Here is a 15,035-nt window from a genome sequence, read left to right as displayed (position 1 = left end):
TACATGTACGATCTACTAATTAAAAATGGCCGAATTGTTGATGGAACGGGTTCACCTTGGTACTACGCAGATATCGCAGTAACAGACGGGAAGATCGAAGCGATTGGATTACTAACTTCTCAAGAAGCTAAAAAAGTAATTGACGCGAACCATCACGTCGTGTCTCCAGGATTTATTGATATGCATACACACTCAGACCTCGTGATCCTAGACGAGCCATTGATTGAAGCGAAAGTACGACAAGGGATTACGACAGATTTATTGGGTCAGGATGGTATTGCGGCAGCTCCCCTTCCCCCAGAATATGTATCCACTTGGCAGAAAAACTTAGCGGGTCTTAACGGTACGCCTCCTATTGAATGGGATTGGGAAACGGTTGGAGATTATATCCAAAAGATCAAAAGAAATAATCCAAGCTATAACTTAGCTGTTTTAGCACCACATGGGAATATTCGAATGGAAGTAATGGGACTGGCTAATCGTCCAGCTACAGATGATGAAATTAAGCAAATGGTCGTCGTATTGCGTAGATGTTTAGACGAAGGGGCGGTAGGACTCTCCACAGGCTTAATTTATTTACCTTGTTGCTTTGCAGAAATGAAAGAGCTAGAAGCACTTTGTGAGGTGTTGGCAGAATACGGTGCTCCATTAGTCATTCATCAACGGAGCGAAGGTGATGAAATCTTGGAGTCAATGGACGAACTTATTGCCATGATGAAAAGATGTGGAGCGCATTTACACTTCTCTCACTTGAAAAACTGTGGGAAAGATAATTGGCATAAAACAGAACAAGTTCTTGAAAAAATAGATAAAGCACGTGAAGATGGCCTAGAAGTAACTTTTGATCAATACCCGTATATTGCGGGAAGTACGATGTTCAGTGCGATTTTGCCACCTTGGGCACACGACGGTGGAACGGAAGAAATGCTAAAACGACTAGAAGATGAATCCTTACGTGAAAAAATGAAATCGGAAATGAAATCCGCTCTTAAAGGATGGGATAGTATGTCCAAGTGGGCTGGATGGGACGGAATTATCATTACATCCGTAGACTCTGATGAAAAAAGGTACTGTGTTGGAAAAACAGTTACGGAGATTGCAGCGATTGATGGGAAAAATGAAGCGGATACTGCCCTAGATTTAATTCTACACGAAAAAAATGGTGTAGGAATGATCGACTTTGTAATGAATGAAGAATCTGTCAAGCGTATAGTAGCTCATCCTGCAGGAACAGTAGGATCAGATGGATTACTCGGTGGAGAGCCGCATCCTCGAGCATATGGATCGTTCCCACGTATTCTTGGAAAATATGTCCGTGAAGAAAAAGTTACCACACTAGAAGAAATGATTCGTCGCATGACTTCTCAGCCTGCCAGGATTATTGGATTACAAGATCGAGGAATTTTGAGAGAAGGCATGGCTGCAGATATCGTCATTTTTGATCCAGATACGATCATAGATCAAGCCACATTTGAAAATCCACGTCAATTTAATATTGGAATCGATTATGTAATTGTAAACGGTGACGTGGTCATTGAAGGGGAACATGCTTATCGTACGCCTTCTGGTAAGGTCTTTACTCGTGAATATTTAAATAAGAACTGATCAAGCAGAAGTCTCTCAGCATGTTAAAGTCATGCTGAGAAACTTCTCTATATCGTAAGCATATGACAGGGGGATAGATATGACAATTATTTGGAGTATTATAATCGTCTATATGTTGGCAATGATTGGAATTGGCTTTTATGCGAAAACAAAAATTAAAGATAGTGCAGACTATCATTTGGCAGGAAGAAGATTGGGTCCTATCATGCTTGCCGGAACTTTGGCAGCAACAGAAATTGGTGGTGGAAGTTCTGTTGGGGTCGCATCAAAAGCATATGGTGAATGGGGACTCTCAGCGGGATGGTATGTGGTTTCTGCTGGTATAGCCATCGTTCTAGTATCCTTTGTTGCTCCATATATGAGAAGAGCTTTGGCCACTACGGTACCTGAAGTAATTGGTAGACGATACGGGAAAACAAGTCAACTGATAGCGAGTATACTTTCACTGGTTGCATCATCTGCATTAACTGCTGTACAAATTACTGCAACCGCTTCCATAGTGCATGTATTGACTGGTTTTGATTTGAAGCTAGCTATCCTAATCTCTGGTACTGTAGTTGTCTTCTATACATTTCTAGGTGGAATGTGGAGTGTTACATTAACTGATTTTGTTCAGTTCTTTATTATTGTCATCGGATTTGCCATTGCAGTGCCTTTTGCTTTATCGAACGCTGGGGGGATGGAGCATGTTATTAGCCAACTTCCAAAAGAGCAGTTAGGGTTTACTAAGATTGGTTGGGGAACTATTCTAGGGTTTATCGTTTTATATTTTATGACTTTTTCCACTGGTCAAGAAGCAGTTCAGCGATACTACGCTGCAAAAGACGAAAAAACTGCGATTTGGGGTTCCGTAATGTGTGGTGTGCTTATGACATTATATGCCTTTATTCCAGCAGTACTCGGATTAATCGCATTAGCAGCATTCCCTAATATCGAAGAGAATAGCGCCCTTGCCACAGTTTCAGTAGAGTTATTACCTCCTGTCATAGCCGGAATACTTCTTTCAGGCGTCATATCAGCTACATTGTCTAGTGCTTCTGGAAATTTACTTGCGGTTGCATCTGTCTATATTAAAGATGTTCACGGAAATTTATTTAAAAAAGAGCTACAAGATGCAGCGGAATTAAAAGCATCTCGCTTGATTGTTATAATTACTGGTGTGGGAGCAATTGGAATTTCTCTTTTCAGTCAACAAATAATTCCACTACTTGTTTTCGCATTTACCATTCGTTCTACAGGGCCTTTCGCAGCGTACTTACTCGGATTACTAGTCGAAAGAGTTACAAAAAATGCTGGGCTTGCTTCTATAATTGTTGGTACAATTGTAGGTGTCACTTGGGAGATACTAGAGAACCCGTTTAATATTATGGCAGTAATCATGGGGAGTACAGCCAGTTTGATCACTTTCTTAATTGTAAACCAAATCGAATTACGGCGTGGGGCTGATATTGCGCCAACTGCCTATCCAAAAGAATAAAGTAAATCGACCATTTCCTTTTGGAGAAGTGGTCGAATTTTTTTGTAATACTTCAAGAAAATGAAGTGGGTAAGGTAATGCAGAAAATATATAGAATCAATTATTTAAAGTTTTGAATCGGATAGTAAGTAATGATCGTTCTAAAAGTAAGAAAAGCAATCGTAAAGAAACATTCTCGCATGATAGGCATTCATAGTAGTACGGTATATTCATAAGAACAGATAGGAGTTTCCCAAATTGAAGCTGACAAAAAGCTTGTTTATTCTGCTATCTACTTAGTAGTATTGCAGGCTGCACCCTTGCCGGTGAAAGAATGACATTGTTAGATGAACCTATACAGGAAATAAAGATGTCACATTTTCAAAACATGGGTGGAATCAATGAAAACTATTTCCAAACTTTTAATAAAGAGCAGGTTCTCGCAGTGTGTAAACAAGCGATTACGACTGCGGTCAAACAGCCATCAGCAGATAATATGCCGGATTCAGATTATGATCTCGCAGTGAGGTATGTGTCTAATAAAGGTGAGCTACCGACTCATGGGATCCATTTGTGGATAGGGGAGCAAGTGAAGTCTATGTAAATCGCAGATGTTGCTACGCCTAGGATGTCGAAGAAACTGAATGTAATCTTAAAATAAGCACCCGCTCCATAAAGGATCAGGTGCTCTTGTCGTTAATCATCTTGTAAAGCTTTATATAGTTGTCCTTTTCGTGCATATTCATTCACAATCCGTGTCATATCGGCACGGTCTTCATCAGTCAATTCACGAACTACCCGTGCAGGGGAACCCAGTGCCAATGTGTTTGGCGGAATCTTTTTGCCTGGTGTTACTAAGCTTCCTGCACCGATAAATGCTCCCTCCCCAACTTCGGCTCCATCTAGAACGGTAGCACCCATTCCGACAAGCGCACCTTTTTTGATCGTACAACTATGTAGCATCACTTTATGTCCGATTGTCACATTGTCTTCTAAAATGAGTGGGAATTTCGGACTTTGATGCAGACAACAGAAATCCTGAATGTTTACTTTACGGCCGATGATAGTCGGGGATACATCACCTCGAATGACTGTATTGAACCAGATAGATGATTCCGGTCCGATCGTGACATCTCCCGAAATGGTTACAAAATCTGCGATATAGACAGATGGATCGATAACTGGAATTTTTCCTTCGTATGGATAAATCAATCAAATCTCCTCTTTTCCAAAAAATCATGTATAATTTATCGTAACAAACATTTGGTTTTTCCGAAACAAAATTAGGGCATTCCATATAGAAAGACAGCTAGATGAGGAGTGATGTCCATGTGGAAATGGGAAGCGGATGGTCAACCGAAAGCTGTGGTTGTGATTGTCCATAGTGCATATGAGCATCATCGTCGGTATGCTTGGCTCATTCAGAGGTTGAGGAATGATGGCTTCCATGTAGTAACGGGCGATTTACCGGGACATGGAAAAGAGGGAGTAGCCGTTCATTCGGAAACATTTAAAGTATATCGTCGTTTTATTAAACAATTGATACAAACAGGTTTGGACGACCACTTACCATTGTTTTTGTATGGACATGGGTTAGGTGCAACGTTCCTTTTGCGATTATTGCAGACGGAGCAAGTAGAGTGTGCGGGAGTGATTTGTACGTCTCCTTGGCTTCATTTGGAATATCATCCGCCACTGCTTGCGAAAGTATTGACGAAGTTAGCACATTCGATGAAGTTAAACCACGAGATTAAGCCTTCTTTGTTGTCTCGTAATCCAGAATTTTTGGAGCAGTATGAAGAAGACCCTTTATACGTTCCACTCATTACAGCTGGGTGGTACCGTGAACTGCAAATACTCTTAAAGTCGGTTATGCAAATGGATGGAGCCATACAGGATGTTCCGCTATTACTGCATACGGGAGAAGCGGATCAAATTACAGATCCTACTTATTCTCGTAAGTGGGTGCAGGCGCAAAATTTATCAGAGCTTCAATATAAACGTTGGAAAGATCTTCAGCATGATATTGTGCAAGAGTCTGAACGCGAAGAGGTTTATTTATATACGCACTCTTTCATGAATAATGTGCTCCGATCATTAGGGTATATTATTGAATGATCGTGAAGAACTGAGAAACTGAGCTAGGCGATGTTTGGAGCGTGAGAACATGAGAGAAAGGTTATACATAGGCATTGCAGGTGCATGCGGTGCAATGGTCCGTCTACTGGTTGGTCAGTTATTTATAGTCAGCGGTACCTTTCCTTTCGCTACGTTTGCGGTGAATATAGTCGGAACACTGTTACTTTGTTTTCTTGTAGAATGGGCAAGGCTTGGTGGAAAGCTACAACCTTTTGTGGTAAATGTTGTTACGGTGGGATTTCTCGGTGCATTTACTACGTTTTCAGCCGTAAGTATAGAAACGATCCAGTTGCTCGATGAAGGCTTGATAGGGTTGGCAGGTAGCTATGTTTTCGGTAGTTTACTCGGAGGTCTCATTATGGCAGCGTTCGGGTTTTTATTGGCAAGGAAGGTGAGTTGCTGAATGATGTGGCATATGGTCGCGGTCGGCTGTGGCGGGTTTCTCGGGACAATGTTACGCTTTGAATTATCCCGTCGCCTGAATCGCAGTATCCTACCGTTTGGAACGCTGCTTGTCAATAGTGTCGGAAGCTTTTTCATTGGATGGATCGTTGGGATGGAATTGGCAATACCGTGGACATTATTTTGGGCAACTGGCGTGGCGGGTGCATTGACGACATATTCTACTTTAATGAAAGAAATTTGGACGTATTGGATAGAAGGTCATAAAGGCCGTGCAGCGGTCTATACTATGCTGACGTTTGGCTTGGGTATAGGCTTGGCGTATTTTGGGTACAGTCTGTAGAAAAGAGGATTTCGACTAAATGAGTACAAAGAAAAAGAACGCAGGGAAAAAGTGGATCAGTTCCTTTCTGATCGCAGTTGTGGTCGCGATTGCAGCGGTCTACTTTCCTGAATTAATGGGAGAACAGAAAAAAGAACCGAGTCGGGATGGATTGATCCCGGTCGAATTAGTTAAGACGATTGATGGAGATACGATTAAAATACTGTATGAAGGTAAAGAACAGAATGTACGATATTTATTAATCGATACGCCTGAAACGAATCATCCGCGACTTGGAAAGCAGCCTTTTGGGCAGGAAGCAAAAGTGCGTAATCAAGAGCTATTGCAAAAAGGTCAGCTAGAAATCGAATTTGATATCGGTGAAAAATACGATAAATACGGCAGATTGCTAGCGTATATATACATAGATGGAAAGAGTGTGCAAGAGCAATTGTTGAAAGAAGGCTTGGCGAGAGTGGCTTACGTTTATCCGCCAAATACTCGCTATTTGGATGAATTTGAACAAGCGCAACAGCAAGCAAAAAAAGCAGGAATCGGAATATGGACACTAGAGGACTATGCAACAGACCGTGGTTTCGATAGCGATAAGCATTCAGTCGATGAGGTGAATCCTGTGTCAGGCAAAGTGGAAAGTTTTAAAAACTGTACTGAACTTCGCGAAGTATATCCCGAGGGTGTTACGAAAGGTCATTCCGCTTACGCTAAACATCTAGATCGGAATCAGGATGGAAGAGCTTGTGAATAATAAAATGTAGTGTTTCTTTAAATGAGAGAGCTTACGAGCAAATAGGTAGAGGGACTTCTTTCTAAGAGAAGTCCCTCTATTTCGTTATGGAGAGTTAGTAAGGAGACAAAGGAAAAGTAAATAAGAAATAACGAATACAGTAGTTGCTTATATAAGCATATAATTATATGATGTAAAAAAGGAGAGTGCGATGTGCGATATGAATACAAATGAAACTGTTGATTTGCAGCGAGCTACACAACTTCTAAAATTGCTAGGCGATAAGACTCGTTTAACTATGATGAAATTGCTCGCGTCACATGAGTGTTGTGTATGTGAATTTGTAGAGATATTTAAAATGAGTCAACCAGCGATTAGTCAGCATCTACGAAAGTTAAGAGATATTGAGTTAGTAAAAGAAGAACGGAGGGGACAATGGATTTTTTATTCGATCAATACGGAGCATGAAGATTATAAACTCATTAAAAGTGTTCTGGACCACTTGCCTGAACAGGATAAATTGATTAACGAGTTAGAGAAACAAGGTTTGCGTATCTCATGTAGTTAGGGAGGAAAAGTTGAGTGGTTACAACTATTACTGCGTTTGTGATTTTTGTTATTACGTTAGTTTTCGTTATTTGGCAGCCGAAAAATCTATCAATAGGTTGGACTGCATGTATCGGCGCCATAATTGCATTATTATTTGGTGTAGTTGATTTTGGTGACGTTATAGACGTGACAGGAATTGTATGGAATGCAACACTGGCATTCATCGCCATCATTATCATTTCATTAATTCTGGATGAGATAGGATTCTTTGAGTGGGCTGCTTTACATATGGCACGTTTAGCCAAAGGCAGTGGTATCCGAATGTTCATTTACGTTAGCATTCTCGGTGCTATTGTTGCTGCTTTATTTGCAAATGATGGAGCTGCGTTGATCCTGACTCCGATTGTTCTTGCGATGGTCAGGAATTTGAATTTCAGTGAAAAAATGATTTTCCCTTTTATTATTGCGAGTGGGTTCATTGCAGACACGACTTCATTGCCTTTGGTTGTTAGCAATCTAGTTAACATCGTTTCTGCAGACTTTTTTGGAATTGGTTTTGTTGAATATGCATCTAGGATGATCGTTCCGAATTTGTTTGCTTTAGTTGCAAGTATTAGTGTTCTGTACTTATTCTTTCGTAAAAGTATTCCGGGCCACTATCATGTATCTGATTTAAAACAACCAAAAGACGCGATAAAAGACTTGAAGATGTTTAGGTTAACTTGGGTTGTCTTAGGCATACTACTTGTCGGTTATTTTTCGAGCGAATTCTTGGAGATACCTGTCTCCATTATTGCAGGAATCGTAGCCATATTTTTCTTGTTTATGGCGAATAGAAGTGCTGCTGTGCAAACTAAGCAAGTGTTGAAAGGTGCGCCTTGGGCAATTGTATTCTTTTCAATTGGTATGTACGTAGTCGTTTATGGATTGAAAAATGTCGGTTTAACAAGTGTATTGGCAGATGTTATTCAAGTTGCAGCCGATCAAGGTCTTTTTGTTGCGACCATCTCAATGGGCTTTATAGCTGCCTTTTTGTCATCGATTATGAATAATATGCCAACAGTTATGATAGATGCGTTGGCCATTGCAGAGACCAATACGACAGGCACAATTCGTGAGGCTCTTATTTATGCAAATGTCATCGGTTCTGATCTTGGACCGAAAATCACACCCATTGGATCATTAGCTACTTTGTTGTGGTTACATGTTCTTTCTCAAAAAGGTGTGAAAATCGGTTGGGGATCATACTTTAAGGTTGGAATTATCTTGACGATCCCTACACTATTTATAACATTGGTTGGATTGTATGTATGGTTATTGATTATCTAAATTAATTAGGAATGAGGAATATAGTGATGACGAAAAAAAAAATTGTACTTTCTGTGTACAGGAAACTCATGTAGGAGCCAGATGGCGGAAGGTTGGGGTAGAAAAATTCTAAGTGAGGAATGGGATGTATGTAGTGCAGGAATTGAAGCACACGGGGTAAATCCAAGGGCAATTAAGGCGATGGAAGAGGTAGGTATTGATATTACTAATCAGACATCAGATACGATCGATCCAACGATTCTGAACAATGCCGATCTTGTCGTGACACTTTGTGGAGATGCTGCCGATAAATGTCCTATGACACCTCCATCAATTCCTCGTGAACATTGGGGCTTTGATGACCCGGCAAAAGCAACTGGGACTGGAGAAGAAGTTTGGGTAGAGTTCCAGCGTGTGCGAGATGAAATTGGTGAACGCATACAACAGTTTGCCAAGGAAGGAAAATAAAATGAATATATCACCTGAAGGTAAAGAATATTTAACGCAAGTATTAGTAGGGCGAAAAAATAACATCATCCGTTTTTATGGTATGCAAAGTTGTTGTGGAACTTCTATTGGTGTAGAGATTGTAGAACCTACACAAGAAGATGAAATCATAGAAATAGACGGCCTTTCTTTTGTGATTGATAAACAAATAAGTTCAACGCTTGAGAAAGTGACGTTCCATGCTGAAAAAGAGAATGGAGAACTGGGTCTAGTGTTACTTGGCTACACACCAATGAAGTGCTAATTCTCCTTATGAGTAATTACCATAACGGAAAACAAAAATAGAGGAGTTTTTTGATGGAACTGAAAATTATTCAACAATCAACTTGCTGTAACCCAAGCACAGGTTGTTGTGAGCAGGATTTACCGGTTGCTGTCATTGGTGCTGGTCCAATCGGTTTGGCGGCTGCAGCACATTTAAAAGAACGAGGGATATCATTCTTTGTATTAGAAAAAGGGGAAATCTCAGCGAATGTACGGACATGGGAGCATGTGACACTTTTTTCACCTTGGCAATATAACATGGATGAAGCAGGTAAAAGACTATTAGTAAATACAGATTGGCAAGCTCCTCAAGGAGAAAAAATACCAACCGGAAAAGAATTAGTGGAAGATTATTTGCTTCCTTTATCTGAAGTGTTGGCACCAAATATCCATACAAAACATGAAGTCATTTCAATTACACGTGGCGGGTTAGATCGTATGAAATCATCAAGTCGTTCATTGCAACCGTTTCTGTTATATGTAGAAACGCCAAATGGTCTAAAAGAGATGAAAGCCAAAGCTGTAATTGACGCTACGGGAACTTGGGGGAACCCAAACCCAGCAATGAGTAATGGTGTTTGGTTGCAAACTGAAAAAGAGTTAGCGTCAATCATCGATTACCATATTCCCAACATTGGAGAGAATGAGGAACTATATGCAAATAAAAAAATAGCTGTTGTAGGTGGTGGACACTCAGCAATTAACTCACTGCTCAATTTAGTAACGTTAAAACAGAAGTATCCTGAAACATCAATTACATGGATATTGCGTAAAAAACGAGTAGAAGATGCATTCGGTGGGGGATCAAATGATGAGCTCGCTGCACGTGGTGAGTTGGGCCTTCGTATATCAGAATATGTTCGAAATGGCCAAATACAAGTTGAAACACCTTTTATAATCACAGGCATTCATGAACAAAAAGGCGTTGTCTTAAAATCTGAAGAGAAAATGTTGAAGCCGTTTGATCGCATAATCGTCAATACAGGCAATCGTCCAGAATTTGATATTCAACGAGAAATACGTTACGAAAGAGAGGCTGTAACAGAAGCTGTGCCTGCAATTGCGTCTTTAATTGACCCCAATGAACATAGCTGTGGCAGCGTGCCAGCACATGGTGAGAAAGAGTTGAGACAGCCTGAGGAGAACTTTTATATTGTCGGTTCGAAATCTTATGGTCGCGCACCTACATTTTTAATGGCAACTGGCTACGAGCAAGTCCGTTCAGTAGTAGCTTTTTTAGCAGGAGATCGAGAGGCTGCAGAAAATGTGCAACTACAGTTACCTGAGACGGGTGTTTGCCATAGTGGCGCAGGTGGTTGCTGTTAAAGAGAAACCGTGTTCAACTAGGAACTAACGTTACTAAATATAATAAGGGGTAGGGCGCTCTGCAAATTACAGAGCCCTACCCCTTATTTCGGAAACAGATGTTTGAGATGATATAATGTGAAGTGTGAATTTGGTATATTTGCTGCAGAGCGTATGAATAATCATATACAAATTTTAAAAATGTACATAATGAACCTCATCAATTATTACTGTAGTATGTAAACTATTGATTTGCAATATATGGTATGTACATAATGAACGAGAATAAAACAACGGAAATATTCTTAAATGCGAAAGGGGAAAGAGCATGTATTTAGCTTTGTCCATTTTTCTAGCCACATTATTAGGGTTTCTATTGCTGATGATGGACCCGATACTTGGCGGCCTCATTGCTTTCGGCATAGTGACAGGCTGTTTATTTAGAGGATTATATTTGCTCAATGACATTAGTAAAAGACTGTCAAAAGTTTCGCCGAAAACGGATAAAGTGCAAGACGCATACAACAGGTATATAGAGCGAAGAGATAGCGAATAGTATTCACCACATGTAGGCAGAGGTTGACCTGAAAGTCATAAATCATGACTTTTCTCAGGCAACCTCTTTAATTACGTGTTAGATTCGATCGCTATCGTTCATAAAACTCCATAAGTGATCATAACTAATCTGAAACCCCTTATAAACTTATTCTATCGATCATATGGTGCATTTTTAGCACTACTCACATAATTTTTCATGACTGTACTCGTCATAGAAACTTTACTAATGTTCTATTTTCACCAAGGCATTTGGTGATGTCGACAATACAGTCGAGGAACTACATCGCACAACTGAAATCTTAGCGGATGTGTTACGTGATGAGTACTGGCATGGAGAAAAACAAATGGATTAGAGGGTCCTCTTATGAATAAAGCGTAACACCCACTAATCCAGACAGTATGATGACATAAATAGGATGCCAATTAAATTTTAGTAAGGCAAGTAATGACAGGCCAAAGATTACGAGTAAGCTACTGGTATACCAGGAAATATGCAGAGAAATGAGGTTGTTTGACAACGCAAACTTTAATGCAGCATAGATGATCAAGCTCATGACAATCGGCCTAAGCCCGTAAAAAATGGATTTAACAACTGGATAATGATTTAATTTCCTGAAAAAGGTTGCTACAAGTAGAACGATTAGGACGGAGGGGAGCAAAATACCGAGAGCAGCCACGACAGCTCCCGTTATCCCCGCTGTTGAATAGCCAACAAGAATCGCACTATTAGCGGCAATTGGACCAGGGGCCATACCTGCAATGGCGATGATATCTGTAAATTGTTGTATCGTCATCCATTCATTTTTGGATACCTCGGCTTCTATTACCGGAATCATCGCATATCCCCCTCCAAACGATACAGCACCAATGAAAAAGAAAGACTTAAATAGTTCCCATAATAGCATGATGTTCACCTCTACTTCTTAGATTCCAGCACCCATGAAAAAATCGTTTCCGTCTTCGTTGGAATCTTTTTTATTACTTTTCTCATACGCAATTTTATAACCTAGTTTCTTTTTAATAACAATCAAAATACTCCCGTGTACACCACCGAATAGGATCATAAATAGCGGATGAATAAAGAACAGCGCAGCGGTTCCAATAACCAATATGCCCAATGTCGATTTATCAATAATCGCGGATTTTCCTACTTTGATTGCCGCATAAATGATTATAGCGACGATAGATGCCCGAATGGATACGAATGCTGCCTCGATTTTAGGACTATCTTGGATGAATAAGTAGGTGATCCCTAATGATAAAACAATTAAAAACGTTGGTAAGGATATGCCAAGCATCGCCGCGATGGCGCCCTTTACGCCAGCTATTCGATGTCCGATAAATGTTGCGGAATTAATGGCGATGGCCCCTGGTACAGATTGAGCTAATGCAAAGACATCGGAAACATCATCCTTTTGTAACCACTTTCTCTTATCTACTATTTCTTTTTCAATCAAAGGAATCATCGCAAAGCCTCCCCCAAATGTTACCGGTCCAATTTTAAAAAAAGTCCAAAACACTTGAAGAAGTGTTTTCCAATGTTTGTTCATGTTGTATTCTCTCCTTCTGCTTACCACTGCCTAGTCAGTTTGCTTTTCTCGGCTAGTAATCATGATGTCTATCTATTAAACTTAGCAGTAGAAAAGGAAAAGGTAAAATGCAATGAATGCATAAGGTATAAACGATTGTCATTCCCTACTATTTATATAAAGAATGTTGGAGGTCATAATCATGAATATAACAAGCCTGAAATTATTTTGTTTAGTAGTGGATGAAGGGAGTATAAGCCAGGCAGCGAGACTAAGTTTCGTATCGCAACCTGCTGTCACGAGACAGATTCGCCAAATCGAAAACTTTTATGGAGCATTGTTATTTGACAGAACGGAAGGGAAAATGACGGTAACTGAAACAGGAAGAATGCTATATCCCTATGCAAAGGCAATTATCAACGACTTTAACCGTTCTAAAGAAGTCATTCAGCAGGCAATAGGTGAGGGGAATGCGAGCCTTAGAGTGGGTGCTTCTGTAACGATCGGTGAGTATTTACTACCAAGTTTATTGGGACGATTCAAAAAACAAAAACCAGAAATAAAAGTAATGTTAACCATTAAAAATACACCAAGTATTTTAGAGGATTTAACGAATGATGTGATAGATGTAGCTTTAGTAGAAGGAATTGTAGAGTCAAAGCCATTTATTGTGGAGAAATTTGCTGAAGATGAATTAGTCCTTGTATGTTCACCAGATCACCCATGGAAGAATCGAGAGGAAATCCAAATTGAAGAATTGGCAAACGAACGAATGATTTGGCGTGAATCCATTTCAGGTACACGGCTCATTGTAGAGAAAACACTACGGGAATATGGGGTGTTAGATACAATCGAAAACTATATGGAAATTAGTAGTACACAAGCGATCAAAAGTGCGGTAGAAGCGGGGCTAGGTATAAGTATTCTACCTAGATTAACCGTAGCAAGAGAAATAGAGCAAGGATTTCTACATGAAGTGAAACTGCAAGGGATTATGATGATGAGGGATTTATGGCTTGTGAAAAAGAAACAGCGCTTTATGAGGACGAGTATTTCGAGTTTTGTTGAGTTTATTAATGAATAGATGATACATTTCTGCTCTACTTTTAACAGTAAAAAGTAGTAGGAAAGTATAAGGGGAAAAATCATGTTGTTGACTCAATTAACTGTTAAGCAATAATACGTAGAGATTGAAGCAATTAAAAAACTGAACAGCCGCTAAAAACGGCTGTTTTTCGTTGTCTACTACTTGTAGGTACAAGCTCAAATTAAAAACTGAAGGGGAATTCATCCAGGTGGGTTTACTATCAATAGGTATTTTAGAGTAGGGAATTATTCTATTCTAAATTCAGATTTTAGATATTCCACAAAAATGTTAGCACTTTCTGAAAAATGTTTCGTCTTAGAGATGATCCACCCTGCGGTTACTTTTACTGCATCATTCTCGATTATCTCTAGAGAGATGATATTTCCATTAAGTACTTGCGGATGATTTTCATAAGAAAAGTCAGAAGCAAAAGAAATGGCTACCCCTTCCAAAACAGCTTTTATGATTCCTTCAGTTTGGTTAGAACTAAATAGAATATTCATCGGTCCATATTTAGAAAAAAAATCATCAACAAACCAATTGATATGCTCACCATCATAACAGACCAGATTTTGATCAAGTAAGTCTTGGGGAGTTACCGTTTTTTTGTATGCTAATAAAGAGTTTTTATTGACATACACTTTAACTTGTCCTTCTATAATTGGGTGGAAGATAAAATCGTTACTTTCTTGAAGCAAACTTCCATAAAGGCAGATTAAGCCTAAGTCTACTTTGTGCTGTTGGACATTGGTAATAACACCACCTGTTCCTTGTTCAATGAACTCGAATTTCACGTTTGGATATGGAATGTTTAAAGCATACAGTGGTGTGATCAAATGTGATATAAAACCTGGAACTGTAGCTATTTTTAATTTTGTTTGAATTAATGTGGTATCGGCTTGCGCTTCTTCTCTTAGTTTTTCAAGTCTAATCAATATATCGTGAGCCATTTCAACGATTTTTTTACCTTTGTATGTAAGTAATGAACCCTGGCGAGAACGAGTAAATAGTTTTGTTCCAAACTCGCTTTCTAAATTTGAGATAGACTGGCTGATTGCGGAGATAGATACATGTAAATTTTCCGAGGCTAAAGTTATAGATCTAGTCCTTGCCACCTCAACTATATAGGTTAATTGTTCTATGTTCATCTATATCACTCCTTTTTACTTTAATAAAAATTAAGAAAAACTTAAACAACTCTAAATTTACTTAAGTATAGATTAGATATATAGTTAATTCAATTAATTCTTTATCTTCAA

General features: G+C 39.4%; 18 protein-coding genes. 14 read left to right on the top strand and 4 right to left on the bottom strand.

Features of this window, described 5'->3' with window-relative positions; translation table 11 throughout:
* The first annotated feature begins 3 nt into the window (after positions 1-3).
* The 3 genes from GD002_RS03340 to GD002_RS03330 all read left to right on the top strand — a co-directional run bounded on the left by GD002_RS03340 (position 4) and on the right by GD002_RS03330 (position 3,665).
* Positions 4-1,605 carry an N-acyl-D-amino-acid deacylase family protein gene (locus tag GD002_RS03340; RefSeq protein WP_153730901.1) on the top strand — a complete coding sequence of 534 codons (1,602 nt, stop codon included), beginning with the start codon at positions 4-6 and terminating at the stop codon, positions 1,603-1,605.
* Positions 1,606-1,684: 79 nt separating this feature from the next.
* On the top strand, positions 1,685-3,082 hold the full coding sequence (locus GD002_RS03335; protein ID WP_153730900.1) for a sodium:solute symporter family transporter: 1,398 nt from the start codon (positions 1,685-1,687) through the stop codon (positions 3,080-3,082).
* Between the two features lie 349 nt (positions 3,083-3,431).
* Positions 3,432-3,665 (top strand): hypothetical protein, encoded by a 234-nt coding sequence (locus tag GD002_RS03330; RefSeq protein WP_153730899.1) that lies wholly within the window; start codon positions 3,432-3,434, stop codon positions 3,663-3,665.
* A 92-nt stretch (positions 3,666-3,757) separates the two neighbouring features.
* On the opposite strand, the gene GD002_RS03325 is transcribed toward GD002_RS03330, so the two are convergent.
* Positions 3,758-4,273 (bottom strand): gamma carbonic anhydrase, encoded by a 516-nt coding sequence (locus GD002_RS03325; RefSeq protein WP_153730898.1) that lies wholly within the window; start codon positions 4,271-4,273, stop codon positions 3,758-3,760.
* A 117-nt stretch (positions 4,274-4,390) separates the two neighbouring features.
* On the opposite strand from GD002_RS03325, the gene GD002_RS03320 reads away from it, so the two are divergent.
* From GD002_RS03320 to GD002_RS03275, 10 genes are all read left to right on the top strand, one after another.
* Positions 4,391-5,179: an alpha/beta fold hydrolase gene (locus GD002_RS03320; RefSeq protein WP_228548270.1), complete on the top strand. Its 789-nt coding sequence runs from the start codon at positions 4,391-4,393 to the stop codon at positions 5,177-5,179.
* Between the two features lie 49 nt (positions 5,180-5,228).
* Positions 5,229-5,603 carry a fluoride efflux transporter FluC gene (locus tag GD002_RS03315; protein WP_153730896.1) on the top strand — a complete coding sequence of 125 codons (375 nt, stop codon included), beginning with the start codon at positions 5,229-5,231 and terminating at the stop codon, positions 5,601-5,603.
* Complete coding sequence (locus tag GD002_RS03310; protein WP_153730895.1) at positions 5,604-5,945, top strand: fluoride efflux transporter FluC; 342 nt, start codon at positions 5,604-5,606, stop codon at positions 5,943-5,945. It abuts the gene before it with no gap.
* 19 nt (positions 5,946-5,964) lie between these two features.
* Positions 5,965-6,690, top strand: a complete 726-nt coding sequence (locus GD002_RS03305) for a thermonuclease family protein (RefSeq protein ID WP_153730894.1) — start codon at positions 5,965-5,967, stop codon at positions 6,688-6,690.
* A 199-nt stretch (positions 6,691-6,889) separates the two neighbouring features.
* Positions 6,890-7,237 (top strand): ArsR/SmtB family transcription factor, encoded by a 348-nt coding sequence (locus tag GD002_RS03300; protein WP_153730893.1) that lies wholly within the window; start codon positions 6,890-6,892, stop codon positions 7,235-7,237.
* 14 nt (positions 7,238-7,251) lie between these two features.
* Positions 7,252-8,547, top strand: a complete 1,296-nt coding sequence (locus GD002_RS03295; protein ID WP_153730892.1) for an arsenic transporter — start codon at positions 7,252-7,254, stop codon at positions 8,545-8,547.
* Positions 8,548-8,589: 42 nt separating this feature from the next.
* Positions 8,590-8,994 (top strand): arsenate reductase (thioredoxin), encoded by a 405-nt coding sequence (arsC, locus tag GD002_RS03290; protein ID WP_153730891.1) that lies wholly within the window; start codon positions 8,590-8,592, stop codon positions 8,992-8,994.
* A 1-nt stretch (position 8,995) separates the two neighbouring features.
* Positions 8,996-9,277: a Fe-S cluster assembly protein HesB gene (locus GD002_RS03285; protein ID WP_153730890.1), complete on the top strand. Its 282-nt coding sequence runs from the start codon at positions 8,996-8,998 to the stop codon at positions 9,275-9,277.
* Positions 9,278-9,330: 53 nt separating this feature from the next.
* Positions 9,331-10,623, top strand: a complete 1,293-nt coding sequence (locus GD002_RS03280; protein WP_153730889.1) for an FAD-dependent oxidoreductase — start codon at positions 9,331-9,333, stop codon at positions 10,621-10,623.
* Between the two features lie 307 nt (positions 10,624-10,930).
* Positions 10,931-11,158: a hypothetical protein gene (locus GD002_RS03275; RefSeq protein WP_153730888.1), complete on the top strand. Its 228-nt coding sequence runs from the start codon at positions 10,931-10,933 to the stop codon at positions 11,156-11,158.
* 364 nt (positions 11,159-11,522) lie between these two features.
* On the opposite strand, the gene GD002_RS03270 is transcribed toward GD002_RS03275, so the two are convergent.
* Entirely contained in the window at positions 11,523-12,065 is a 543-nt protein-coding gene (locus tag GD002_RS03270; protein WP_153730887.1) for a chromate transporter, read from the bottom strand.
* A gap of 18 nt (positions 12,066-12,083) precedes the next feature.
* Positions 12,084-12,710 carry a chromate transporter gene (locus GD002_RS03265; protein ID WP_153730886.1) on the bottom strand — a complete coding sequence of 209 codons (627 nt, stop codon included), beginning with the start codon at positions 12,708-12,710 and terminating at the stop codon, positions 12,084-12,086.
* Positions 12,711-12,891: 181 nt separating this feature from the next.
* Between GD002_RS03265 and GD002_RS03260 the strand changes: the two genes are divergently transcribed.
* Positions 12,892-13,773 carry a LysR substrate-binding domain-containing protein gene (locus tag GD002_RS03260; RefSeq protein ID WP_153730885.1) on the top strand — a complete coding sequence of 294 codons (882 nt, stop codon included), beginning with the start codon at positions 12,892-12,894 and terminating at the stop codon, positions 13,771-13,773.
* A 248-nt stretch (positions 13,774-14,021) separates the two neighbouring features.
* On the opposite strand, the gene GD002_RS03255 is transcribed toward GD002_RS03260, so the two are convergent.
* On the bottom strand, positions 14,022-14,924 hold the full coding sequence (locus tag GD002_RS03255) for a LysR family transcriptional regulator (RefSeq protein ID WP_153730884.1): 903 nt from the start codon (positions 14,922-14,924) through the stop codon (positions 14,022-14,024).
* Positions 14,925-15,035 lie beyond the last annotated feature (111 nt).

Source organism: Sporosarcina obsidiansis (genome assembly GCF_009651005.1).
GTDB classification, from domain to species: Bacteria; Bacillota; Bacilli; order Bacillales_A; family Planococcaceae; genus Sporosarcina; species Sporosarcina obsidiansis.
The sequence above is the reverse complement of the archived record's forward strand: the minus strand, read 5'-3'. Positions and strand labels throughout refer to the sequence as shown.